At 71.1% G+C, this 22431-nt stretch carries 24 protein-coding genes; 6 read left to right on the forward strand and 18 right to left on the reverse strand.

The window, feature by feature from the left end:
- Positions 1-31: 31 nt before the first annotated feature.
- The gene (locus ACYVJ3_RS00665) at positions 32-382 is read right to left on the reverse strand and encodes a holo-ACP synthase (RefSeq protein ID WP_460850549.1); all 351 of its coding nucleotides are present in this window, start codon (positions 380-382) and stop codon (positions 32-34) included.
- On the reverse strand, positions 379-2223 hold the full coding sequence (glmS, locus tag ACYVJ3_RS00670; RefSeq protein WP_460850550.1) for a glutamine--fructose-6-phosphate transaminase (isomerizing): 1845 nt from the start codon (positions 2221-2223) through the stop codon (positions 379-381). Before glmS ends, ACYVJ3_RS00665 begins: the two co-directional genes overlap by 4 nt.
- 67 nt (positions 2224-2290) lie before the next feature.
- Here glmS and coaA point away from each other — a divergent pair, with 67 nt between their 5' ends.
- Positions 2291-3274: a type I pantothenate kinase gene (coaA, locus tag ACYVJ3_RS00675; protein ID WP_460850551.1), complete on the forward strand. Its 984-nt coding sequence runs from the start codon at positions 2291-2293 to the stop codon at positions 3272-3274.
- Between the two features lie 98 nt (positions 3275-3372).
- Here the strand turns inward: coaA and ACYVJ3_RS00680 are convergent, their stop codons facing one another.
- From ACYVJ3_RS00680 to rplM, 4 genes are all read right to left on the reverse strand, one after another.
- Positions 3373-3537: a hypothetical protein gene (locus tag ACYVJ3_RS00680; protein WP_460850552.1), complete on the reverse strand. Its 165-nt coding sequence runs from the start codon at positions 3535-3537 to the stop codon at positions 3373-3375.
- Positions 3538-3801: 264 nt separating this feature from the next.
- Positions 3802-5163, reverse strand: a complete 1362-nt coding sequence (gene glmM / locus ACYVJ3_RS00685; protein WP_460850553.1) for a phosphoglucosamine mutase — start codon at positions 5161-5163, stop codon at positions 3802-3804.
- 120 nt (positions 5164-5283) lie between these two features.
- Positions 5284-5781 carry a 30S ribosomal protein S9 gene (gene rpsI, locus ACYVJ3_RS00690; protein WP_460850554.1) on the reverse strand — a complete coding sequence of 166 codons (498 nt, stop codon included), beginning with the start codon at positions 5779-5781 and terminating at the stop codon, positions 5284-5286.
- Positions 5782-5803: 22 nt separating this feature from the next.
- On the reverse strand, positions 5804-6247 hold the full coding sequence (gene rplM / locus ACYVJ3_RS00695) for a 50S ribosomal protein L13 (RefSeq protein WP_460850555.1): 444 nt from the start codon (positions 6245-6247) through the stop codon (positions 5804-5806).
- Between the two features lie 289 nt (positions 6248-6536).
- Between rplM and ACYVJ3_RS00700 the strand changes: the two genes are divergently transcribed.
- A complete protein-coding gene (locus ACYVJ3_RS00700) occupies positions 6537-7826 on the forward strand; it encodes a citrate synthase (RefSeq protein WP_460850556.1) in 1290 nt (429 codons plus the stop codon).
- Positions 7827-7912: 86 nt separating this feature from the next.
- Here the strand turns inward: ACYVJ3_RS00700 and ACYVJ3_RS00705 are convergent, their stop codons facing one another.
- On the reverse strand, positions 7913-8701 hold the full coding sequence (locus tag ACYVJ3_RS00705) for a DUF2127 domain-containing protein (protein WP_460850557.1): 789 nt from the start codon (positions 8699-8701) through the stop codon (positions 7913-7915).
- 76 nt (positions 8702-8777) lie between these two features.
- On the opposite strand from ACYVJ3_RS00705, the gene ACYVJ3_RS00710 reads away from it, so the two are divergent.
- Positions 8778-9956, forward strand: coding sequence for a S1C family serine protease (locus ACYVJ3_RS00710; protein WP_460850558.1), 1179 nt, complete (start codon positions 8778-8780; stop codon positions 9954-9956).
- A 21-nt stretch (positions 9957-9977) separates the two neighbouring features.
- On the opposite strand, the gene ACYVJ3_RS00715 is transcribed toward ACYVJ3_RS00710, so the two are convergent.
- Genes ACYVJ3_RS00715 through ACYVJ3_RS00730 form a run of 4 tightly spaced genes read right to left on the reverse strand, consistent with a single transcriptional unit; the run spans position 9978 to position 13415 of the window.
- Positions 9978-10466: a hypothetical protein gene (locus ACYVJ3_RS00715; RefSeq protein ID WP_460850559.1), complete on the reverse strand. Its 489-nt coding sequence runs from the start codon at positions 10464-10466 to the stop codon at positions 9978-9980.
- The gene (locus ACYVJ3_RS00720) at positions 10463-12550 is read right to left on the reverse strand and encodes an alpha/beta hydrolase (RefSeq protein WP_460850560.1); all 2088 of its coding nucleotides are present in this window, start codon (positions 12548-12550) and stop codon (positions 10463-10465) included. The genes ACYVJ3_RS00715 and ACYVJ3_RS00720 overlap by 4 nt, the downstream gene beginning before the upstream one ends.
- Positions 12550-12876 carry a hypothetical protein gene (locus tag ACYVJ3_RS00725; protein ID WP_460850561.1) on the reverse strand — a complete coding sequence of 109 codons (327 nt, stop codon included), beginning with the start codon at positions 12874-12876 and terminating at the stop codon, positions 12550-12552. Before ACYVJ3_RS00725 ends, ACYVJ3_RS00720 begins: the two co-directional genes overlap by 1 nt.
- Positions 12867-13415, reverse strand: coding sequence for a hypothetical protein (locus ACYVJ3_RS00730; RefSeq protein ID WP_460850562.1), 549 nt, complete (start codon positions 13413-13415; stop codon positions 12867-12869). Before ACYVJ3_RS00730 ends, ACYVJ3_RS00725 begins: the two co-directional genes overlap by 10 nt.
- Before the next feature lie 85 nt (positions 13416-13500).
- On the opposite strand from ACYVJ3_RS00730, the gene ACYVJ3_RS00735 reads away from it, so the two are divergent.
- Both ACYVJ3_RS00735 and ACYVJ3_RS00740 read left to right on the forward strand, forming a co-directional pair.
- Entirely contained in the window at positions 13501-13869 is a 369-nt protein-coding gene (locus ACYVJ3_RS00735) for a YchJ family protein (protein ID WP_460850564.1), read from the forward strand.
- Entirely contained in the window at positions 13866-14684 is an 819-nt protein-coding gene (locus ACYVJ3_RS00740; RefSeq protein ID WP_460850565.1) for an adenylate/guanylate cyclase domain-containing protein, read from the forward strand. Before ACYVJ3_RS00735 ends, ACYVJ3_RS00740 begins: the two co-directional genes overlap by 4 nt.
- Before the next feature lie 19 nt (positions 14685-14703).
- On the opposite strand, the gene ACYVJ3_RS00745 is transcribed toward ACYVJ3_RS00740, so the two are convergent.
- The 7 genes from ACYVJ3_RS00745 to mshB form a co-directional block, all read right to left on the reverse strand.
- Positions 14704-15903 (reverse strand): lipid-transfer protein, encoded by a 1200-nt coding sequence (locus ACYVJ3_RS00745; protein ID WP_460850566.1) that lies wholly within the window; start codon positions 15901-15903, stop codon positions 14704-14706.
- Positions 15900-16322 carry a Zn-ribbon domain-containing OB-fold protein gene (locus ACYVJ3_RS00750; RefSeq protein WP_460850567.1) on the reverse strand — a complete coding sequence of 141 codons (423 nt, stop codon included), beginning with the start codon at positions 16320-16322 and terminating at the stop codon, positions 15900-15902. The genes ACYVJ3_RS00745 and ACYVJ3_RS00750 overlap by 4 nt, the downstream gene beginning before the upstream one ends.
- 212 nt (positions 16323-16534) lie before the next feature.
- On the reverse strand, positions 16535-17059 hold the full coding sequence (locus ACYVJ3_RS00755) for a hypothetical protein (RefSeq protein ID WP_460850568.1): 525 nt from the start codon (positions 17057-17059) through the stop codon (positions 16535-16537).
- 88 nt (positions 17060-17147) lie between these two features.
- Positions 17148-18008: an esterase/lipase family protein gene (locus ACYVJ3_RS00760; RefSeq protein ID WP_460850569.1), complete on the reverse strand. Its 861-nt coding sequence runs from the start codon at positions 18006-18008 to the stop codon at positions 17148-17150.
- Between the two features lie 31 nt (positions 18009-18039).
- Entirely contained in the window at positions 18040-18726 is a 687-nt protein-coding gene (locus ACYVJ3_RS00765; RefSeq protein WP_460850570.1) for a YoaK family protein, read from the reverse strand.
- Positions 18723-20333 carry a peptidoglycan binding domain-containing protein gene (locus ACYVJ3_RS00770; protein ID WP_460850571.1) on the reverse strand — a complete coding sequence of 537 codons (1611 nt, stop codon included), beginning with the start codon at positions 20331-20333 and terminating at the stop codon, positions 18723-18725. The genes ACYVJ3_RS00765 and ACYVJ3_RS00770 overlap by 4 nt, the downstream gene beginning before the upstream one ends.
- A gap of 48 nt (positions 20334-20381) precedes the next feature.
- On the reverse strand, positions 20382-21305 hold the full coding sequence (gene mshB / locus ACYVJ3_RS00775; protein ID WP_460850572.1) for an N-acetyl-1-D-myo-inositol-2-amino-2-deoxy-alpha-D-glucopyranoside deacetylase: 924 nt from the start codon (positions 21303-21305) through the stop codon (positions 20382-20384).
- 24 nt (positions 21306-21329) lie between these two features.
- On the opposite strand from mshB, the gene ACYVJ3_RS00780 reads away from it, so the two are divergent.
- Positions 21330-22424: a hypothetical protein gene (locus tag ACYVJ3_RS00780; protein ID WP_460850573.1), complete on the forward strand. Its 1095-nt coding sequence runs from the start codon at positions 21330-21332 to the stop codon at positions 22422-22424.
- The last annotated feature ends 7 nt before the right edge of the window (positions 22425-22431 follow it).

The following is a 22431-nucleotide window of genomic DNA, read 5'->3' on the forward strand; positions in this document are numbered from 1 at the left end:
GGGTGCCGACCTCACTCACAGGTGAGTGAGGTCAGCCCTCGAGGACCACCATGGCCGTCGCGAGCCCGGCGTCGTGCGAGAGCGAAAGGTGGGCGGAGTGCACGCCGAGGCCCTCCGCGACGGCCAGGACACTGCCTCGCAGCTCGAGGACCGGCCGCCCCGAGCCGAGCCGGACGACCTCGCAGTCGTGCCAGTCCATGCCGCCCGGAGCGCCGAGCGCCTTGGCGAGGGCCTCCTTCGCGGCGAAGCGCGCTGCCAAGGACTCGACCGACAGGCCGACCTCAGCACCGACGAAGAGCTTGTCGCCGAGGGACGGCGTACGGGCCAGCGCCGCTCGGAACCGCTCGATGTCGCACACGTCGACACCGATGCCGACGATCATTCGACCGTGACCGACTTGGCCAGGTTGCGCGGCTGGTCGACGTCGTGGCCCATCGCGGTGGCCAGCTCGCAGGCGAACAGCTGCAGCGGGACCGTAGCGACGAGCGGCTGGAGGAGCACGGGCACCTTCGGCAGCCGGAGGAGCACGTCGGCGTACGGCTCGATCGAGGCGTCGCCCTCCTCCGCGAGGCAGATCGTGCGCGCGCCGCGAGCACGTACCTCCTGGATGCCGCTGAGCATCTTCTCGTGCAGGTGGTCGCGGCCGCGGGGCGGGACGACGCACAGGATCGGCAGGCCGTCCTCGACGAGCGCGATCGGGCCGTGCTTGAGCTCGCCCGCGGCGAAGCCCTCGGCGTGGAGGTAGGCCAGCTCCTTGAGCTTCAGCGCTCCTTCGAGAGCGACCGGGTAGCCGGCGTGGCGCCCCAGGAACAGCACCGACCGCGCGCCGACGTGCTCACGAGCAAGCTCGTAGACGGCGTCAGCGCCAGCCAGCACCTCCTCGATCTGCCCGGGGATCGCGTCGAGCTGGGCCATGATCTCGGCGATCTCGTCGCCGAAGCGGGTGCCCTTGGTCTGGGCGACGTACAACGCCAGCAGGTAGCAGGCGACCAGCTGCGTGAGGAATCCCTTGGTCGACGCGACACCGATCTCGGGGCCGGCATGGGTGTAGATGACGGCGTCGGACTCGCGCGGGATCGAGGAGCCGTTGGTGTTGCAGATCGCCAGCACCTTGGCGCGCTGGGAGCGGGCATGCCGGATCGCCTGGAGCGTGTCGGCGGTCTCCCCGGACTGGGAGATCGCGACGACCAGCGTGGTCGGGTCCAGGATCGGGTCGCGGTAGCGGAACTCGGAGGCCAGCTCGACCTCGACCGGCACCCGGCACCAGTGCTCGATGGCGTACTTGGCCACCATGCCGGCGTAGAACGAGGTGCCACACGCGATGATGATGATCTTGTCGAGGTCGCGGATCTCCTCGTCGGCCAGACGCATCTCGTCGAGCTGCAGCAGGCCGTCGCTCCCCCGCCGGCCGATCAGCGAGTCCGCCACCGCGCGCGGCTGCTCGAAGATCTCCTTGCGCATGAACCAGTCGTGGCCGTCCTTCTCGGCGGCCGAGAGGTCCCAGTCGACGTGGAACTGGGTCGCGATCGCCGGGCGGCCGAAGAAGTCGGTGACCTCCACCCCGTCCCGGGTGAGCACGACGATCTGGTCCTGGCCGAGCTCGAGGGCCTCACGCGTGTGGTCGATGAAGGCCGCGACGTCGGAGCCGAGGAAGTTCTCGCCCTCGCCGAGCCCGACGACGAGCGGCGAGTTGCGCCGCGCCGCGACGACCCGGTCGGGGTCGAGCGCATCGACCGCGACCAGCGTGAACGCGCCGTCGAGCTGCTGGCACACGCGCTGCATCGCCGTCGGCAGGTCGACGCCGGACTCCACCTGCAGCTCGATCAGGTGCGCGGCGATCTCGGTGTCGGTGTCGGAGAGGAAGACGTGGTCGTCGGCCTCGATCCGGCCCCGCAGCTCGTGGAAGTTCTCGATGATGCCGTTGTGGACGACGGCGACCCGACCCGCGCCGCCCATATGCGGGTGCGCGTTGGCGTCGGTCGGGCGACCGTGGGTCGCCCAACGGGTGTGCCCGATCCCGAGCGTGGACGGCGGCAGCGGAGCCTCGTCGAGAGCCTTCTCCAGGTTCCCCAGCTTGCCGGCGCGCTTCGCCGCGGCGAGCTCGTCGGCCGCGACGACGGCGATGCCGGCGGAGTCGTAACCGCGGTACTCCAGCCGCCGGAGACCGCCGATCACGACGTCCCGGGCCTGCTGGCTCCCGACGTAACCGACGATCCCGCACATGGATCCCAACTGTACGGCCCGGCGCCCTGAACGACGCCGCGACCGGCCGCCCTGAAACAATCGACACATGTCGACCGGCGAGGCCACCGACCCGAGTGGTGGCGAGACGTCCCGCGAGGCGTCGCCGTACCTCGAGCTCGACCGCGCCACCTGGGCCGCTCTGGCCTCCGAGACCGAGAGCCCGATCACCGCCGAGGAGATCGCCAAGCTCCGCGGACTCGGCGACTCGCTGGACCTGCGCGAGATCGTCGAGGTCTATCTCCCGCTGTCCCGGATGCTCAGCATGTACGTCGAGGCGGCGGCCAACCTGCACCACCAGCAGGAGTCCTTCCTGCACGGCAAGACCCCCGCGCGCACGCCGTTCGTGATCGGGTTGGCCGGATCGGTCGCCGTCGGCAAGTCGACCAGCGCCCGCGTGCTGCAGATGATGCTCGCCCGCTGGCCGCAGCACCCGAAGGTCGCGCTGGTCACCACCGACGGCTTCCTCTACCCCAACGAGGAGCTCGCGCGCCGCGGCCTGATGGACCGCAAGGGCTTCCCGGAGTCCTACGACCGCCGCGCGCTGATGAAGTTCGTCGTCGACATCAAGTCGGGCAAGGAGGAGGTCGAGGCGCCGGTCTACAGCCACCTCGTCTACGACGTCCTCACCGACACCAAGATCACCGTCGAGAAGCCCGACATCGTGATCATCGAGGGCCTCAACGTGCTCCAGCCGGCCCGCGTCCGCGAGGACGGCCGCACCGGCCTGGCGATCTCGGACTTCTTCGACTTCTCGATCTTCGTCGACGCGGCCGTCCCCGACATCCGTGAGTGGTACGTCGACCGCTTCCTGCGACTGCGCGAGACCGCCTTCCGCGACCCCGGCGCCTACTTCGCCAAGTACGCAGCGCTGTCCCACGACACCGCCGTCGACGAGGCCCGCCGGATCTGGGACACCATCAACGGCCCCAACCTGGAACAGAACGTGCTCCCCACCCGCTCCCGCGCACGCCTGGTGCTGCGCAAGGAGGGCGACCACGGCGTCCGCTACGTCCGGATCCGCAAGATCTGAGCGTCCCGCGACCGAGCTTGCGAGGTCGCGGACCAGGCGCCAGGTCGAGTAGCGGCGCGGCTGAGGAACGAAGCCGCGACCCGCCTATCGAGACCACGTCAGGTACGTCGGAGCAACCGCACCGCGTCAGCCGCACCGACGAGAACAGCGAGGCTGAACGCGGCGACCAGCAGGTGACCGCCCGCGCCACCGTCGGGCACGGCGTTGAACGCCAACCCGGCGAGGCCGACGACACCGCCCGTGACCACGACGAGACCGAGCACCGGTCGTCCCGTGGCAGCCGCGGCGACAGCGGCAACCAGGGCGAGGACGTAGCCGATCTGGGAGCCGATCAGCTCACCGTTGACAGGACCACGGTCCCCCGCGAACAGCCAGCTCTTGTAGGCCTGGTCGCCACCGTCGATCGGGAAAAGCGGCAGCTACGACGAGGAGCATCGTCGCCGCGGCGTACAGCACCGTCAGCCCGAGGTTGCGCGCATGCATGCGGGGAGCCTATCCGCCGCCGGCGCCATCAATCCCGGCCGGCGTCACAGAGCCAGGCGCTCCAGCACGACCGCGGCGAGGTCGTCCGCGACGGCCTGCGCCTGATCGGCGGTCGGCGCCTCGACCATCACCCGGACCAGCGGCTCGGTGCCGGAGGGACGCAACAGGATCCGTCCGGTGCCGGCCAGCTGGGCCTCGGCCTCGGCGACGGCTGCGGCCAGGGCCTCGTCCGTCGCGCAGCGGGCCTTGTCGACGCCCTTGACGTTGACGAGCACCTGCGGGAGGCGGGTCATCACCGCGGCGAGCTCGGCGAGCGCGGTACCGGTGGCGACCATCCGGAACAGCACCTGGAGCGCGGTCAGGATGCCGTCCCCGGTGGTGGCGTAGTCGCTCATGATCACGTGGCCGGACTGCTCGCCGCCGAGGGAGAAGTGGCCGTTCTTCATGGCCTCGAGGACGTAGCGATCGCCCACCCCGGTCTGCTCGACGCGTACGCCGGCCGCGGTCATCGCCTGCAGGAACCCGAGGTTCGACATGACGGTCGCGACGACGGTGTCGTCGCTCAGCCGGCCCTGGTCGCGCAGCGAGAGAGCGAGGATCGCCATGATCTGGTCGCCGTCGACCACGGCACCCGTGGCGTCGACCGCCAGGCAGCGGTCGGCGTCGCCGTCGAGGGCGAAGCCGGCGTCCGCGCCGTGCTCGATGACGGCCTTCTGGAGGACGTCGAGATGCGTGGAGCCGCAGCCCTCGTTGATGTTGAGCCCGTCGGGCGCCGCGCAGATCGCGACGACCTCGATGCCCGCCTGCTCCAGCGCGAGGGGTCCCGCGACGGACGCGGCGCCGTGCGCGCAGTCGAGCACGACCTTGAGGCGGCGCTCGCCGGTCGCCGGACCGAGGTCGCCGACGCTGCCGACCAGGTGGGCGGCGTACTCCTCGACGGCGGTGGGGTGCGCGGTGACGCGGCCGACGGCGGCGCCGGTGGGGCGCTCCCACGGCTCACGCAGCCGCGACTCGATCGCGTCCTCGATGGCGTCGTCGAGCTTCACGCCGCCGCGAGCCAGGAACTTGATGCCGTTGTCCGGCATGGCGTTGTGGGAGGCGGAGATGACCACGCCCAGGTCGGCGCCGAGCGAGGCCGTCAGGTGGGCCACGCCAGGGGTCGGGATCTCGCCGAGGAGGAGCACGTCGACCCCGGCCGACGCGAGACCGGCGACGATCGCGGCCTCGAGGAACTGTCCGGAGATACGGGTGTCCCTGCCGACCACGGCCAGCGGCCGGTGGCCCTCGAACGTCCCGCGCTCGGCCAGCACGTGGGCGGCCGCCACCGCCAGATCGAGTGCCAGCTCTGCGGTGACCTCGCCGTTGGCCAGACCACGGACCCCGTCGGTCCCGAAGATGCGCGCCACAATCATCCAATCTAGAGCGCGTGTCTCACTGAGAGTGACCGATGGGTCACTCTCAGTGAGACACGACCGGAAAAAGGCCAGTGGCCACCTCTGCATGCAGAGGCGGCCACTGAAGCGCGATCAGCGCTTGCTGTACTGCGGAGCCTTACGGGCCTTCTTGAGACCGGCCTTCTTGCGCTCGATGGCACGAGCGTCGCGGGTCAGCAGGCCCGCCTTCTTGAGGGTCGGGCGGTTGGCGTCGAGATCGATCGCGTTGAGCGAGCGAGCCACGCCGAGGCGCAGGGCGCCGGCCTGGCCGGTGATGCCGCCGCCGTGGATGCGGGCGATCACGTCGAAGCGGCCCTCGAGGCCGAGAGCCGCGAACGGCTCGTTCACGACCTGCTGGTGCAGCTTGTTCGGGAAGTAGTCCTCGATCTCGCGACCGTTGATGGTCCACTTGCCGGTGCCGGGGACGATGCGGACGCGGGCGACGGCCTCCTTGCGACGGCCGGTGGCCGCGCCGGGGGCGATGGTCGCGGGACGCGACGGGGTCTCGGACCCGGCGGACTCGCTGGTGTAGGCGAGGCCCTGCTCGTCGGTCTCGAAGGTCTCCTCGACCTCAGTGCTGTTCTCAGTCATCTGTCTGATCCTCGAAGTCTTATTACTGGGAGATCTGCGTGATCTCGAAGGGGACGGCCTGCTGGGCCTGGTGCGGGTGGGCCGGGCCGGTGTAGACCTTCAGCTTCTTGATGATCTGGCGACCGAGGCGGTTCTTGGGGAGCATGCCCCAGACGGCCTTCTCGACGGCCTTGCGCGCATCCTTGTCGATGACCTCGCCGATCGGCGTGGCGGTCAGACCACCCGGGAAGCCCGAGTGGCGGTAGACCATCTTGTCGGTGCGCTTGTTGCCGGAGAGGGCGACCTTCTCGGCGTTGATGACGATGACGTAGTCACCGGTGTCAGCGTTGGGGGCGTAGATCGCCTTGTGCTTGCCGCGCAGCAGGTTCGCGGCGGTGACGGCGAGACGGCCGAGGACGACATCCTCGGCGTCGATCACGAGCCACTGACGCTGGATGTCAGCCGGCTTCGGAGCATACGTACGCATGGAGAGACCCATTTCGTTCGTGTCGGACCCGGACCAGGGCTCTGGTCCGAGGCATCTTCTGACGAACACTGCTCCCGACCTGACGGTGAGGAGACTGCCCTCGCGTGCGAAGGCGGCAGGAGACGCAGCGTCGAGATTACGGCCGAGTCAGGCTGCTCACAAAATCAGCACCGTCGCCCGACCCCCGGCCGGAGACGTCCCGGTTGCGTGTTGCGCACCGCCTCACGCAGTGCCAAGGATCGGGACACCGCCTTATCGGGACCCCGGATCGAGGGCTACGGTGGCAGGCGTGACTGACTCTCTGACCGTACGCGACAACCGCACCGGCGAGGAGTACGAGATCCCGATCGTCGACGGCACCATCAAGGCCGCCGACCTCGGGCAGATCAAGCTCAACGACGACGAGCCCGGCATCGCGACGTACGACCCCGGTTTCGTCAACACCGCCTCCTGCCGCAGCGCCGTCACCTTCATCGACGGCGACAAAGGCATCCTCGAGTACCGCGGCTACCCGATCGAGCAGCTGGCCGAGAAGTCGACCTTCCTCGAGGTCGCCTACCTGCTGATCTATGGCGAGCTGCCGACCAAGGAGCAGTACGAGGCCTGGGTCCACGAGATCACGTACCACACCTACGTCCACGAGAACGTCAAGGGATTCATGCAGGGATTCCGCTACGACGCGCACCCGATGGGCATGCTGATGGCCTCCGTCGGCGCGCTGTCGACGTTCTACCCCGAGGCCGCGAACATCGCCGACCCGGACAACCGCCACCTGCAGATCGTGCGAATGATCGCCAAGATGCCGACGCTCGGCGCCTGGTCGTTCCGCCACGCGCAGGGCAAGCCGTACATCTACCCGGACAACGAGCTGTCCTACACCGAGAACTTCCTCTCGATGCTGTTCAAGATGAGCGAGGCCCGCTACCAGGCCGACCCGCGCATCGCGAAGGCGCTCGACACGCTCTTCATCCTGCACGCCGACCACGAGCAGAACTGCTCGACCAACGCGGTCCGCTCGGTCGGCTCCTCGCAGGTCGACCCCTACTCCTCAGTCGCCGCCGGCGTCGGCGCGCTCTTCGGCCCGCTGCACGGCGGCGCCAACGAGGCGGTGCTCAAGATGCTGCGCCGCATCGGCACCGTCGACAAGATCCCCGCGTTCATCGAGGGCGTGAAGAACGGCGACGAGCGGCTGATGGGCTTCGGCCACCGCGTCTACAAGAACTACGACCCGCGCGCCAAGATCATCAAGAAGGCCTGCGACGACGTCTTCGAGGTCACCGGGGTCAACCCGCTGCTCGAGGTCGCCCAGGAGCTGGAGAAGATCGCGCTCGAGGACGAGTACTTCGTCAAGCGTCGCCTCTACCCCAACGTCGACTTCTACTCGGGCCTGATCTACGAGGCGCTGCAGTTCCCGCCGGAGATGTTCACGGTCCTCTTCGCGATCGGCCGTACGCCGGGCTGGCTGGCCCAGTGGCTCGAGCTGAGCACCGACAAGGAGCAGAAGATCGCCCGCCCGAAGCAGATCTACACCGGTGACCGCGGCCTCACCTTCGTCCCGCGCGAGGAGCGCTGGGCCTAGCCGAGCTTCCCGTCCTTGAAATGCTGGGAGCCGCGGACCTTCGGGTCCGCGGCTCCGGCCATTTCAAGGACGTCGAGCGACCAGGGCTAGGAGCTCGGGTCGGCGAGGGCCGCGTGCTCGACCTCCAGCAGCGACTCGGCATGCCGCTCGGCCTCGAACGCGGCGTGACCGCCACGGACGCCGAACAGCCGCTTGGACCAGATCAGGTAGACGACGGCTGCGATGTTGACCACGAACGCCAGCATCTTGAGCACGGTGAAGCCCTCGACCAGCTCGTAGACCTCGAGCGGGATGAAGAGCGAGGTGCCGACGACGGCGACGTACTCACCCCATCGCTTCATCAGCCACAGGCCGGTGGCCTCGGTCAGCTGGAGGACGCCGTACGCGAGGACGCCGAGGGTCACCCAGATCAGGGTCGAGTGATCGAGGCTGAGGGCCTTCTCGATGAGCTTGACCGGCCCGGTGCTCTGCAGGTCGACGCCGAGCCTGGTCGCGAGCGGACGCAGCAGCGGGAGGTACTCGTCGAAGGTCCGCTGCAGCGAGCGGTGCGAGCCGTCGAACCGGTGGATGCCGTAGGCCAGCACCAGGAGCAGCAGGCCGCGGACACCCCGCTCGACCGCCAGGAACCTCAGGATCGCGGCGTCCTTGAGCGCCTTCCCGCGCAGCACGATCGGTGCCTCGTCCGCGGGACCGCTGGCGTGCGGCTCCCCCACCACGAAGTCCTCGCAGCGCAGGCAGCGCCAGGCCTCACCGGCCGCGGTCGGCGCGTGCAAACGCGCAGCAAGGGCCTGCTCGGTCGGGCGGTAGGTCACGTGACCATGCAGGCCGCAGGAGCGAAGGCTCCAGCTGAAGTCCTTGAAGGGCGTCATGCGCATGCGCGGAGCATAAGTCTCAGCGAACCGAACGGATGATCTCAGGGATCCCACAGGTGCGAACGTCAACTTGGACGACATGACGACGACTCCTCCGCCCTACGGTCCACCGCCCTACCCGCCGCCGACGGCTCCCAGCAGCCGTGGCCGCTTCGCCGCCGCCGTCCTGGCGGGCGCCCTCGTGGTGGGCGCCGGGGCAGGGGTGGGCGGAGCCGCTGCGTGGTCCCTGGTCTCCGACTCGGGCTCCGGGAGCGACGCGAGCAGCTTCAACGTCGACGCCACGCCCGCGGTCAGCACGAAGAGCGGCGGCGTCGAGTCCGTCGCCAGCAACGTGCGGCCGTCCGTGGTCGAGCTCGACGTCGAGGCGGGAGGCGCCGGAGGCAGCGGGTCCGGCGTCGTCCTCAACGACGCGGGCCTGATCCTGACCAACAACCACGTGGTGACCCTGGACAGCCAGGTCACGGCCAAGCAGGCCCAGGTGACGGCGTCGTTCAGCAACGGCACCAAGGTCGAGGCGACCGTCGTCGGCACCGACCCGGTGACCGACACCGCGCTCGTGCAGGTGCACGGCGTCAAGGACCTGCACCCGATCACCATCGGGCACTCGGGGAACCTCGCGGTGGGCCAGCAGGTCGTCGCGATCGGGTCGCCGTACGGCCTGGACTCGACGGTCACCTCCGGCATCGTCAGCGCACTGGACCGACCCGTCGACGTCGGGCGCGACCAGAGCGGCAACATCACGGCGTACCCGGCGATCCAGACCGACGCCGCCATCAACCCGGGCAACAGCGGCGGCGCACTGGTCGACATGTCGGGCCACCTCGTCGGCATCAACGCCTCGATCCGGACCGGTGACGACGCCACCGGCCAGGGCGGGTCGATCGGCCTCGGCTTCGCCATCCCGATCGACGAGATCCTGCCGATCGTCGAGCAGCTCAAGGCCGGCGAGACGCCGACCCACGCCCGGCTGGGCATCTCGATCACCGACGTGGCCCAGCACGACGGCCAGTCGCTCGCCCAGGTCACCGACGGCGCCGAGATCCGGCAGATCGTGTCCGGCTCCGCGGCCGGCGCTGCGGGCCTCAAGACCGGTGACGTCATCACCCGCGTCGACGAGCACCCGATCACCGGCGCCGACTCGCTGATCGCCACCATCCGCGCCTACCGCCCCGGGCAGCAGGTGCAGGTGACCTATGAGCGGGACGGCTCCTCGCACACCACCCGTCTCCGGCTCGGCTCGGACGCCGACAGCGCCTGAGCGGAGAGGGCGTCGGATGCGTCAGCCGTGGTGCTCGAGCGCGAGCAGCCTGCTGCTCGTCGCCGCCGAGACCCCGATGCAGCCCGTGCCGGCCCGCAACGAGACGAACCGATCCGCGATCGACAGCGCGCCGTGCACGCCGTCACCGGTGACCGTCAGGCGGCCGCCCTGCGAGCTCACGGTCCAGCCGTCGGCCCGGAGCCGGTCGGCGACGGCCTGGGCCAGCCCGTCGGTGCCACCCGGCACGTCCCACGAGCCCTGGCCGCGGAACTCCACCTCGTGGCCGACGTACGACGTGCACTCCTGCCAGCCGCCGCCCCACGACAGCCCCTCCGACCCGGTGCCGCCGGTGTGGTCGCGGATCGCCGCGACCACCTGGTCGAGCAGCCGCGCGGCGCGGGCGCCACGGTCCTGGGCCGAGGAGCTGCTCTCGGTCGGGCCGGACAGCGACCCGCAGCCGACCACCAGCAGGCTGAGCACCAGCAGGGCGAGGGGGCGTACGGCGCTCATCGGAGCAGCCCGACCAGGTGACCGACCAGGTGGTCGGCGTTCTCCGCGAGCCCATCGGCCGCGGGCGTGATCGCGTCCAGCCCGTGGTCAAGGAGCCCGGCGACCGGGCTGATCGGCGACAGGGTCTGCGCGGCGCCGTCGAGCACGTGCAGGCCACCGTCGGCGACGTGCACGGCGCCGTCGAGCCCGTAGAGACCGCCCTTGGCGATGTCCAGCTTGACGCCGTCCGGCGTGTGGTCCCACACGAACCGGACGCCCTCCCCCGTGGGCGTGTGGGCTAGCACCGACAGCCCCCCACGCACCGGCCCCGGGAGGGCGTCGGCCGCCCCGTGCTTGACCAGGTCGCCCAGGCTCTCGTAGTTGTCCGCGGTCCGGCCCGGCACGAGATCGGGATGCCCGCCGGTCGCCAGGGTCGCCACCGCCTGCAGCCCCCGGGTCGGCGTCCCGTCGTCATGCATCCCGAGGTAGTGGTCGGACTGGTGGTTGCCGAACCCCAGCACCCCGCTGGCGCTCTCGGGACTCGGGTCCTCCGGGATCCGATCGGCGCCGTACGACGCCGCTGCTCCGTCGGCGCCCAGGTTGCCCGGGCCGCCCAGCGGCCCCGAGCCGAGGAGCGAGACCGGGTCATGGTCGTCCGCGCCGACGTACACGTGGATGCCGCTGTTGCCGACGAGGTCGTGCACGTTGTGGCCCGGGAGGCCGGGGTTGGCCAGCAGGGCGGCGTTGTCGACGATCGACGGCTGCTCGTGCACGGCGTACGCCGCCACCTCCGACCCGTAGCTGTGGCCGATGACGGTCACCTCGGGGTTGGCCACGCTGTTGGTGACGTCGAGCGAGTTGAGGAAGCCGGCGAGATGGTGGCCGCCGACCTGCGCGGCCGCCGGATCGGTGACGCCGACGAGGTCGTCAAGCATCGGACCGAACTTGTCGGGGTCGAAGAGCGCACCGGGGGTGAAGCCGTCCAGGCTCGGAGCGTCGTAGTCGAGGTAGAGGATCGTCGAGACCGAGCCCGCCCCCTGGTCACTCATCTGGTCGTAGAGGTCTCCGATGCGGCCGATGTCGGAGAGCTCGCCGCCGTGGGAGGTCAGGCCAGGGGTGTACGTCGCGACGTTGGCCGCATGATCGGGGTTGCCGAGGCTGACCACGGAGCTGCCGTCCCCGCCGTAGGCGTAGGGGTCGTACTTGATGATGTTGAACAGGCCCCGCCCGGTGACCGGGTCGACCTGGTGGCTGTGGTCCTTGATGACCGACTGCACCTTCTCGAGGTTGTGCAGTGCCTGCTTCTCGGCCGGCGTGAGCTGACCGTCCTCCTCGCGCTGGTGGAGGTAACCCAGCATCGCCCCGATGTTGGCGCGGTTGGCGCGGTCGCGGCCGGTGATCGGGATGCCGTCGGTGGACCCGATGACGCCGGGGTAGGCGACCATCAGGGCCTGACGCTGGGCGACGGTGAGCGAGCGCCACCACGCCGTCAGGGCGGCCAGCCGGCCCGTCAGCCCGCGCAGCGTCTTCAGCAGGGACGCGGCATCCGGCAACGGCTGGGCGGCCACCTCGCTGCGCACCTCGGGCGCCGTGTCGATCCCCCGAAGAGCGGCGATGTAGGTCCGCTCGGCATCGGCGAGGTTGTCGATCCAGGCCGAGATGTCGCCGCTCAGCAGCGTCGCGCGATTGGTCAGGTGACGGGCTCGTTCCTGCGCCTGCTCGTCGTCGAGCTCGCGCCGGGCGATCTGGCCCCGGAGCGTCTCGATGTCCTGGTTGAGCTCGGCGCGCCCGGCCTCCAGCGTCTCGCGGCGCTGCCGCAGGCGGACCAGCCGGTCCTCGAACTTCGTGGTGGCGACGGTGGCCAGCTGGAGCGCCTCCTCCACCAGGTCGGCGCGCCGGGCGAATCGGGTGCCGGCGTGCTGTGCAGCCTGGGCGGCGTCGCCCTTCCAGCCGATCGGGGCGGCGCGTCCGTCGGCCCACTCGCTGACGTTCTGCAGCTCGGCGGCGACGGTGCGCAGGTCGGTACCGAGCTGGCCCGCCTCGATCGGCTGGCACTCCATGACCGGCAGCTCGCCGATCTTCGCCGGCAGCGTCACGGTGCTCATCAGATCGTCCTGATCCGGGCGCCGCGATCGGCCCACGGCAGCAGGGAACGGATCTTCTCCGCCTGCTGCTCGTCGGAGATCGTGAAGCCGACCATCGTGCACTGGAAGGCGTCGGCGTTGGACCAGGCGTCCTGCGCGAGCCGGCTCACCTCGGCGTACCAGTACTTCTTGAAGGCGAGCACCTCGGCCGCGACGGCGGCCGACAACCCGTGACCGGTGACCTTGCCGAAGCGGAGCTGGGCGGCCTCGAGGGTGTCGTTGATCGAGTCCCAGCCGGCCTTGGCCTGCTCGAGGACCTTGTAGTCGACATCGATGGTCACAGCCATGCCCGCACCTCCCGCCGCAGGTCGGCCGCGACGACGTCGTCGACCGCGAGACCGGGGCTGAGCAGCGTCAGCACGGTGGCGCCGTCACCGGCCACCGCGATCAGCTCGGCGCCGCGGCCGCGGCACCGGACGATCGATCGGTCGTCGCGGCGCTCCGGCTCGATCGTCCAACCGCGAAGCCCCAGGGCCACACCGACGCGCGCCATCAGCTCGACGCCGGCCGGTCGCCCGATCCCGACGTGGGAGATCTCGACGAAGAAGCGGCGTACGGCGTCGGCGCCCCGCCAGCCCGCGGCCGGCTCGACCACCGGCCCTGCCTCCGCGATCAGCGGCACGATCTCCTGCCAGGCCTCCAGCACCGGCGCCACCGCCGCCCGGACCTCCTCACGGCTGAGCGGGTCGACCGGCTCCGTGGGGCGTGGGGGCGGGAGCAGGACGTACGTCGCGTCCGGGTGCTCGCGCATCACCGTCGACCAGAACGGGTCGTCGGCGACGACCGAAGGATCGACCTGCCTGAAGGTGGTTCCCCGAGATGTCATGAGGATCACCTCCCCGGGCGACCGCGCGCGCAAACCACCGCCCTGGGTCGTCCACAGGCACGCGTCCGCGCTCTAGGTTGGGCACGTGATCGGCTCCCCCTGCCCGTGCGGATCCGGAGCGGCGTACGACGCCTGCTGCGGGCCGTTGCACCGCGGCGTGCGGGACGCGACGACCGCTGAGGAGCTGATGCGCTCGCGCTACTCGGCGTACGCGCTGGACGAGATGGACTACGTCTTCCGCACCTGGCACCCGCGCACCCGGCCCGACATGGCGGATCTCGACGGACTCGACCAGCGACGCTGGACCGGGTTGACGATCCACGGCTCCGGCGAGGACTGGGTCGAGTTCACGGCGTCGTACGACGGATCCGTGTGTGGCGAGATGCACGAACGGAGCCGGTTCGAGCACCGCCGTGGGCGGTGGGTCTACCTCGACGGAATACTGGACTCGTGACGGTCTTCCTGGGGGTTGGCTGCGGCGTGCTCCTGCTGTGCTCGGTGCTCCTGCTCGCGCGCGCAGCGGTGCTGCACCACCGGCTCGAGCGGGCCGAGGAGCGGATCGAGTCCCTGGAGCGTGATCTCGACGCCGCGCTGCGTCCCGGGCCGGCGACGACCTCGGCCGAGCGCGCCGTACGCCGGGTCATCCGGACCGCCTCGATGGTCCGCGAGCGCGGTATCACCGGCGTCATCTCCTCGACCATCGGTGACATCACCGCCTGGGCGGGCACCGAGCGCGCCGACATCTTGAACATGGCCGCCTCCGACGGCACGGTCACGCTGTTCTTCTCCGACGTCGAGGACTCGACCGCCCTCAACGACCGGCTCGGCGACAAGGCGTGGGTCAAGGTCCTGGCCACCCACGACCGGATCCTGCGCACCCGGATCGAGCAGCACCGCGGCCAGGTCGTGAAGACCGCGGGCGACGGGTTCATGGTCGCGTTCCGCGACACCGAGGCGGCCTGCCGCGCCGCGCTCGCGGTCCAGCAGGACCTGGCCCGCGCGGCCGAGGGGCCGCTGCGACGACACCCGGTGCTCGTGCGGATCGGCATCCACACCGGGCAGGTGGTGGCCAAGGAGGGCGACTACTTCGGCACGAACGTCGCCATGGCGGCGCGTGTCGCCGGCCTGGCGCAGGGCGGCGACATCTACGTCAGCCAGGCCGTCGTCGACGTGCTCGCCGAGACCGACCTTCCGGTCGAGCCGGTGGGGACGTTCGAGCTCAAGGGGCTCTCCGGCGAGCACGCGATCTCCCGGCTCGAGGTCGCCTGACCCTCGGATACCGAACGGCTCAGACGGCGAGCACCACGGCGGAGCCGTGGCCGAAGAGTCCCTGGTTGGCGGTGATGCCGACCCGCGCGCCCTCGACCTGCCGCCCCATCGCCCGACCACGCAGCTGCCAGGCCAGCTCGCAGACCTGGGCGATCGCCTGGGCCGGGACCGCCTCACCGAAGCAGGCCAGCCCGCCACTGGGGTTGACCGGGATCCGTCCGCCGATGCTCGTGTCGCCGGCCCGGAGCAGCACCTCCGCCTCACCGCGCTTGCACAGGCCGAGGTCCTCGATCCAGTCCAGCTCGAGAGCGGTGGAGAGGTCGTAGACCTCCGCGACGTCGACGTCCTCGGGACCGATCCCGGCCTCGTCGTACGCCGCCAGCGCCAGCGACTCCTTGAAGGTGTGCTCGTTCGCGCCCACCGCGGCCGTCGAGTCGGTCGCGAGCAGCGGCATGTCGATGACGGTGTTCGGGAAGGTGGGCGTGACCGTCGAGACGGCCTCGACCCGGACCGGGTCGGCGATGCCGTGGCGACGCGCGTAGTCGAGGGAGGTCAGCACCAGGGCGGCCGCGCCGTCGGAGGTCGCACAGATGTCGAGCAGGTGCAGCGGGTCCGAGACGACGGGCGAGGCGATCACCTCGGCCACCGAGCTCTCCTTGCGGAAGCGGGCGTTGGGGTTGGCCAGGCCGTGCCGGGCGTTCTTGACCTTGACCTGGGCGAAGTCCTCCTGGGTCGCGCCGTACACGTCCATCCGGCGGCGCGCGTAGAGCGCGAAGTACGCCGGGTTGGTCATGCCGAGCAGCCGGAACCGCAGCCAGTCGGGGTCGTTCCACCGCTCGCCCGCGTTCGGCGCGAGGAAGCCCTTCGGGGTGGTGTCCGCGCCGACGACCAGCGCGACCTCGGACATCCCCGCCAGGATCCGCGCACGGGCGGTGTCGATGGCCTGGGCGCCGGTCGCGCAGGCCGCGTACGACGTCGCGATGCGGGCACCGTTCCAGCCGAGCGCCTGGGTGAAGGTCGAGCCGGCGACGTAGCCGGCGTACCCGTTGCGGACGGTCTCCCCGCCCACGACCAGGTCGACGTCGGACCAGGCGATACCGGAGTCGGCGAGGGCCTCACGGGCCGCGTGGACGCCGTACTCCACGAAGTTCCTTCCCCACTTGCCCCAGGGATGCATGCCGACACCGGCGATCGCGACGGCGTTGTTGCGGTTGCTCATGCGGTGGGCCTCCAGCGCCAGATGGTGGACTCGGCGTCCAGCGGCTCGACGACCAGCTCGACCTCGGCACCGACCTTGAGGTCGGCGACGCCGAAGCCGGTCGCGACCTGGCCCAGGACGACGAGACCCTCGGGCAGCTCGACAGCGGCCAGGGCGAACGGAACGAACGGGTCGCTCTGGGCGACGTACGGCGCCGGCGGCTGGTACTGCGCATCGGTGTAGGACCAGATCCGACCGCGCCGCGAGAGCTCGACCGGCTCGCTGGACGTGCCGGCACAGCGCGGGTTGCGGCAGTACGCCGACGCGTCCGACGGCGGCGGCGGGAAGACCAGATCGCCGCAGTCGGTGCAGCGCGCGGCCAGCAGGCGCGGGTCGTCGCTGGTGGTGAACCAGCCATCGACAACAGGTGTCGCCGTCATCATCAGCCCCTGGAGGATCGAGTGAGAAACTAGAACGTGTTCTCATCCTAGCGGTCGCGGACGACGGCGCGGTCGGCTCCCGGCGAGAGGTGCGCTCTCGCCTCACTCACAGGTGAGTGAGGCTGGCTCGCCCGCTGCGGCAGCGGCCAGACCCAGCCCCTGCGCAGGTCTCCCCGTCGGGCTCGCGACGATCGAGGTGGCTCCCACCTCACTCACCTGTGAGTGAGGCGAGCGGGCACGTCCCGCCGCCGCGCACTACTCGTCCTCATCGAGGTCGACATCGAACCGACCGAGCTCGACCCCCAACGTCGAGGAGACGTGATCGCGCAGGATGGCGCGCGCTCCTCACCGAGCGCCCACGCGACGCTCTCGGCGGCGGCCGGGCGCACCGCGCGCCGCTCCCCCTCGGCGAGGGCACGGATCATCGACCACGCGCGAACGCCCTCGCACTCGGCCGGCTCCTCCGGCATCCGCATCGGGACGGCGCTCCCCCAGGCCGGCAGGATCGCCCAGCGCACCCAGCGGCCCGCGAACGTGTCCACGACGGCCTCGACGAAGCGGGCGCGGCCGCCGTACTGGTGGTGCATCGCCGATGGCGTGACCTTCTTCCACCGCGCGACCGCGCTCATCGTGATCTGCTCGATGCCGCCCTTCCGCAGCAACTCGACCACGCCGTCGGTCGCGACGTCGTCGTGGTGGAGGGAGGTGAGCCGCAGGAACGGGCTATCGGTCGACATGGGTCCACCGTGAACCCGACCACCGACATCGGGCCGTCCTCACGGCACTTTCTCCACAAGGCGCCAGGAGCGCGCCAGCTGCGTGAGGTCAGCAGCGCGGCTGGAAGGCCGGGTTGGCCGGGCCCCGGCGGCCGAGGGCGTTGAGCGCCAGGTCGATGGTCGTGCGGACCGTCGGGATGAAGAGGTGCTCGGTGATGAGCAGCGGGCACTTGGCCTGCAGCGTGATGTTCGTGGTGCGGGGGCCGGCGGCGAGGAACGCCGAGGTGTAGGGCACCACGACCTCGTCGTACTTGGTCTCCAGCTGGGTGTAGCTGACGCCTCCGGGCGTCTCGTCGCCGGCGTTGAGCCGGGCCAGGAAGGTCGAGCCCCAGGCCTGCTGGTTGCACGAGACACAAAGGGCGCCGGGCAGCAGCTGGTAGAGGGGGTTGAACGCCGCCGTGGGCACCAGCTTGGTGCCGTGGTTGGAGGGCGCGATGCCGATCAGGTCGTCGACGTACGCCGCTCCGCCGAGGAACTTGATGTAGTAGCGCGGCATCATGCCGCCCTGGCTGTGGCCGATCATCGAGACCTTGGCGGCGCCGGTGGCGGCACGCACCTTGGCGACGTATGCCTTCAGCTGGCGCGCAGAGGTCGGGATGTCGCCCGTGGCGCGATTGCCGTAGTCGAGCGCGAAGACGCAGTAGTGGTGCGCGAGAAGCGCCTTCTCCATCGGCTCGAGCAGGTGCCTGCGGTCACCGAAGGTCCCGTGCACCATGATCACCGGGACCGGGTGCGCGGCGGTGGGCTTGCACGTCCAGACATTGACCCCGGCGACATCACCCTCGGGCGCCGTCGGCAGCGGCGGCAGGATCGTGGTGTCCGCGTGGGCGGGCGCGAGCGCAGCGAAGGTCCCCAGGGCCAGCAGCAGCGCGCTGACGAGGGCGAGCAGGCACGTCGAGATCCTTCGCATGAAATGATTCAACGACACGATGTGCCGGGAGTCACATTCCGGCGACCGTGCGAGCGTGCATCCCTCCGACCAGGGCCACGATCGCGACGACGCAACCAGCGACGACCAGGCCCAGCCCGAGGGTCACCTCGAGCAGCAGCGCGCCGATCAGCGCGCCGACCAGGATCAGCGCGACGGCCGCGAACCGGCGTACGGCGCGCGGGAGGTGGCTCCCCGTGAACGGGTCGGCCGCGAGGCCGGTCAGCGTCGAGGTGATGACGACCGTGGTGACATCGGGGACCGCCACGTGGCGGGCGGTGGTGGCCTGCAGCCCCATCGCGAGCGCCGCGCAGGTCGTCACGCCGACCATCAGCCCGTGGGCCGGGTCGTCCACCACCAGCAGCAGCACGCCGAGCGCCACCATCACCGCTGCGACGGTGCTGAACGCGGCGGTGACGGGACGGGTCCAACCGGTGCCGGCGTACCTCATCACGCGGCCGCCGATCGCGGCCCCGCCGACGTATCCCAGCAGCGCGAGCGCGGGACCGAGGACCGGCAGCCCCGTGCCGCCGGCCAGCGCCATGCCGAGCACCACGACGTTGCCGGTCATGTTGCCGGTGAAGACCTTGTCCAGGCCGAGGTAGCCGACGGCGTCGTTGATGCCGGTGGTGACCGTGAGGGCCAGCATCAGGCCCAGGTGCAGCTGCTGGTGCTCGAGCCTGCCGAGACGCCGCCTCACGGGCACACCACCCGAGGAACCGGCGGATGCAGCCAGCGGAACGTCGCGTCCGTGTGGTCGACCGCGTGGAAGCCGGCGTGCCGGAAGACGCGCGTGACCGGGAGGACGTAGCCCGCACGGCCCGGCAGGGGGCGGCAGCCCGGGCTGTAGTCGGCGCGGACGCCAGCCGGGACGCGGTCGAGCGGCTCGCCCTTGCGCAGCGAGATCGTCCAGGTCCGGGTCGAGAACATCCGCACGCGGATCGAGCCAGGTGTCGTGGTGACGTCGACCAGGACGGCGTACCTGCTGTCGTTGCGCAGCCTCAGGGCCCCGCCGCTGCTGCCAATCGGCACGGTCGGCGCCATGTTGCGCAGCCCGGCGAAGAATCCCGCCTGGGCCACTGTGGTCACGACGGGAGCACCCGCCCCGTGCAGCGTCAGGTCGGCACCGGGTAGCACCAGCCGGCCGTCGATGCCCGTCGCCTTGAAGTCGGAGGCGCGAGCGCCGTGGGCGTACGTCGTCGCGGCGGCCACCTCGCGGCCCACGCCGAGCGCGCGGACCTCGGCGGTGGTGCGGCTCGGCTGTGCCCGGCGGGCCGCGACCGATGCCGTCCGCCGCTTCCCCACCTCGGAGACCGTACGCCGGAACGCCGCCACCACGGCGTCGTCGGTGAACGCCAGGCCGGCGCGAGCGGGAACGACCTGCGGGCGGCCGTGGACCAGCCGGATCGCGGCGTCGCGCGGCTCGATGCTGCGTCGCTGCGCCTTCACGAGCGCGAGGAGCGGGCCCCGACGGACCGCGAGCACCAGGCGCCCGTCAGCAGGCCGCATGGCGAGCGCCTTGGCGAACTCGGCAGGACGCAGGGTGACGGCCTTCGGGCCGAAGCGGAGGACGACCGGAGCGGCCATCGCGGGCCGGGCGACGCCGAGGCCGTCCAGAGCGCCCGCGGCGTCGATCTCGGGCTCGGCCGCGTCGAGCGGGACCTGGGCGCGGGTCGCACCGGTCAGGAAGGCCGAGGACACCGCCGAGGCCGCCGCGTCGAGGTCGATCGCATCGCCGGCACGACCGGGCACCGTGTGCGGGCCGTCCTTGGTGAAGACCACGCGCGCGTTGACCGGCGGGCCACCCAGACCACCGCGCATCGTCCGGACGACGGCGGCGAGCTTGTCGCGATCCAGACGCACGACGGCCGCGCGGTCGTCGCCGCCGGCGAAGTAGTCCCACAGGCGGGCCGGGGACCAGCTGCGGCGGGCGCCGAGCTGGTCGACCGACGCCTCCGCGTCGACCGCGAGACCGATGGCCGAGGGCCGGACCGACACGGTGCGCTCGGCCCCGGTCGCGTCCGCTGCCGACAGCACGATCGGCTGCTGCGCCCGGGCTCGGAACGCGATCGCGACCGCGTCGACGGCGTCGTCATGGCCCTTGCCGCCGACATCCACCCCGGAGACGACGGCACCGCGCGGCACCCGATCGCCCGCGACGGCGTACAGGGCGGCGTAGGCGAGCGCGAGGACGACCGCCAGCAGCGCCACGACGCCCAGCACCACCGTCAGGCCGGCGTGCTCACGCCGGGCGCGGCCGCGGCGGTCGACCTCGACCGGCTCGGCCGAGTCGTCCCAGAAGCTCACAGGTGCATCATCGCGAAGCCGGGCCGCTCGCCCGGGGAGGCGCGACGATCAGTCGGGGTCGACGCCCGCGAACAGGTCGTTCTCCCAGCCGTTCTCGCCGACCTCGCCACGCGCACCCTTCACCAGCCGGAAGTGCTCGACGGCGAGCGACTCGGCGCCCAGGTTGTCGTTGAGCGCGAAGAACGGGCCGTCGGGCGTGATCTGGGTCGGGTGGGAGCGCAGCGCCGCGAGCTTCTGCTGGACGTATGCCGTCCCGTCGACCTCGCAGTCGATGTCCTCATCACGCGAGAACATCCACGGCAGCTCACCCTCGGGATCCATCCCCTCGAAGGTCGTGGTGTCGCCCGCCGCGCGCAGCCGGCGCAGGCCCTCACGCAGCCGGCTCTCCGAGATCGCACCCCAGTAGTGCTTGGCGATGTCCCAGGCCTCCCCCAGGTCGCGGCGGTACGACGGAGCGGCGGCCAGCGCGGCGGCGTACGTCGCGACGCGGTGGGCCTGGATGTGGTCGGGGTGGCCGTACATGCCGAACTCGTCGTACGTGACCAGCACCTGGGGGCGGACCTCGCGGATCACCTGGACGAGGTGGGCGGCCGCCTCGGTGAGGTCGGCGTTCCAGAAGGCGTTGTCGTGGATGGTGTCCGCCGCGACGGCGTGTCCGTCCTCGTGCCACTTCATGCCGGAGTCGCGGTAGGTGCCGAAGCCGCCGAGGAAGCGGTGGTCGGTCACGCCGAGCGCCTTCATCGCGTTCTCGAGCTCGCCGCGGCGGTGCTCGCCGAGCATGTCGTCCTGGTCGGCGGCCAGGTGCGCCAGCTCGGGGACCAGCACCTCACCCATCTCGCCGGCGGTGCAGGTCACGAGCGTGACACCGCGCCCCTCGGCGACGTACCTCGCCATCGTGGCGCCCTGACCGATCGACTCGTCGTCGGGGTGCGCGTGGACGAGGAGCAACCGGAGGCCGGGGCGCTGGCTCATGGGGCGAAGACTAGTCTCGCGCCCATGAAGCACCGCGTCCGGTCGGCCGTCGTCTCCGGTATCGCCGTCGTCCTCGGCGGTACCGCACTGACCGCCGGGCTGGGCGGCTGCGCGCTGTTCCGCAGCGACCCCGACATCGTCGCCGCCGCCAAGTTCGTCCCGGCCGGCGCGACGGCGCTGGAGTTCACCGACCGCCGCGCGATGGCCAAGCGCCTCGGCGTCGACGACATCAGCGGCCGCGACGCCACCGCCGAGGACGTCAAGAAGTACGTCGCCGCCTATGCCGACCAGGACTGGGGCGGGACCAAGCTCGCGCAGTACCTCCCCGCCATGCGCACGGGCCCGTTCAACGAGCTCGACATCCGCTGGGAGGTCGCCGCGGCGTGGAGCGGCCGGTCCGCCTGGATCTGGCGCGCCGACGACAAGCTCGACCTGGGGGCGCTCGGCCGCAGCCTGACCAGCAACGGCTACCGCAAGGACGTCGTGCACGGGCTGGCGCGCTACTCGATCGACTTCAACGCCAAGGCCGACCCGGGCACCCAGCTGGTCGGCGGTCTCTACCCGGCGTACATGACCGACGTGCTGATCGACTCCGACGACCACCTCGTCGTGGGCTCGCAGAGCGGCGCCGCCCTCGAGGACGTCGCGGCTGTGACCGACGACGAGGACAAGTCGCTCGCCGAGCACCGCGGCGACTTCGCGCCGATCATCGACCGGGCCGACAAGGCCGAGTACGCCGCCATGGCCGCCGGCGGCGACATCTGCCAGCCGCTCTCGGCGTACGGCTCCACGCCGCGGAAGCCGACGCCGGCGTACGCCGCACTCGGCCACCCGGTCGTCCGTGCGCTCGTCGCGACCGGCGACCCGAAGGCGACGACCAACTACCTCGAGTTCTCCTCCACCGCCGATGCCGAGGCCGATGCGACGGCGCGCAAGGCGCTGCTCGCGACCGGCCGCGAGCTGCGCTCCGGCCAGCCGTTCCGCGAGCTCGGCACGTTCACGGTCAAGCAGGACGGCAAGCAGGTCACGATCGATGCCGACTGGGTCGACGGCGGCAGCTCTGCGGTCAGCACCCAGCTGTACGGCGGCGGCCCCGCTGCCTGCCTACCCGCTTCGTGACGCCCTG

The sequence above is a fragment of the Nocardioides montaniterrae genome (assembly GCF_054782655.1).

What these genes read in the sequence shown, in the direction of transcription:
- ACYVJ3_RS00665 (WP_460850549.1), bottom strand. Translation starts at nt 382, where the DNA reads ATGATCGTCGGCATCGGTGTCGACGTGTGCGACATCGAGCGGTTCCGA.
- glmS (WP_460850550.1), bottom strand. Translation starts at nt 2,223, where the DNA reads ATGTGCGGGATCGTCGGTTACGTCGGGAGCCAGCAGGCCCGGGACGTC.
- coaA (WP_460850551.1), top strand. Translation starts at nt 2,291, where the DNA reads ATGTCGACCGGCGAGGCCACCGACCCGAGTGGTGGCGAGACGTCCCGC.
- rpsI (WP_460850554.1), bottom strand. Translation starts at nt 5,781, where the DNA reads ATGACTGAGAACAGCACTGAGGTCGAGGAGACCTTCGAGACCGACGAG.
- rplM (WP_460850555.1), bottom strand. Translation starts at nt 6,247, where the DNA reads ATGCGTACGTATGCTCCGAAGCCGGCTGACATCCAGCGTCAGTGGCTC.
- ACYVJ3_RS00705 (WP_460850557.1), bottom strand. Translation starts at nt 8,701, where the DNA reads ATGCGCATGACGCCCTTCAAGGACTTCAGCTGGAGCCTTCGCTCCTGC.
- ACYVJ3_RS00710 (WP_460850558.1), top strand. Translation starts at nt 8,778, where the DNA reads ATGACGACGACTCCTCCGCCCTACGGTCCACCGCCCTACCCGCCGCCG.
- ACYVJ3_RS00715 (WP_460850559.1), bottom strand. Translation starts at nt 10,466, where the DNA reads ATGAGCGCCGTACGCCCCCTCGCCCTGCTGGTGCTCAGCCTGCTGGTG.
- ACYVJ3_RS00720 (WP_460850560.1), bottom strand. Translation starts at nt 12,550, where the DNA reads ATGAGCACCGTGACGCTGCCGGCGAAGATCGGCGAGCTGCCGGTCATG.
- ACYVJ3_RS00725 (WP_460850561.1), bottom strand. Translation starts at nt 12,876, where the DNA reads ATGGCTGTGACCATCGATGTCGACTACAAGGTCCTCGAGCAGGCCAAG.
- ACYVJ3_RS00730 (WP_460850562.1), bottom strand. Translation starts at nt 13,415, where the DNA reads ATGACATCTCGGGGAACCACCTTCAGGCAGGTCGATCCTTCGGTCGTC.
- ACYVJ3_RS00745 (WP_460850566.1), bottom strand. Translation starts at nt 15,903, where the DNA reads ATGAGCAACCGCAACAACGCCGTCGCGATCGCCGGTGTCGGCATGCAT.
- ACYVJ3_RS00750 (WP_460850567.1), bottom strand. Translation starts at nt 16,322, where the DNA reads ATGACGGCGACACCTGTTGTCGATGGCTGGTTCACCACCAGCGACGAC.
- ACYVJ3_RS00755 (WP_460850568.1), bottom strand. Translation starts at nt 17,059, where the DNA reads ATGTCGACCGATAGCCCGTTCCTGCGGCTCACCTCCCTCCACCACGAC.
- ACYVJ3_RS00760 (WP_460850569.1), bottom strand. Translation starts at nt 18,008, where the DNA reads ATGCGAAGGATCTCGACGTGCCTGCTCGCCCTCGTCAGCGCGCTGCTG.
- mshB (WP_460850572.1), bottom strand. Translation starts at nt 21,305, where the DNA reads ATGAGCCAGCGCCCCGGCCTCCGGTTGCTCCTCGTCCACGCGCACCCC.
- ACYVJ3_RS00780 (WP_460850573.1), top strand. Translation starts at nt 21,330, where the DNA reads ATGAAGCACCGCGTCCGGTCGGCCGTCGTCTCCGGTATCGCCGTCGTC.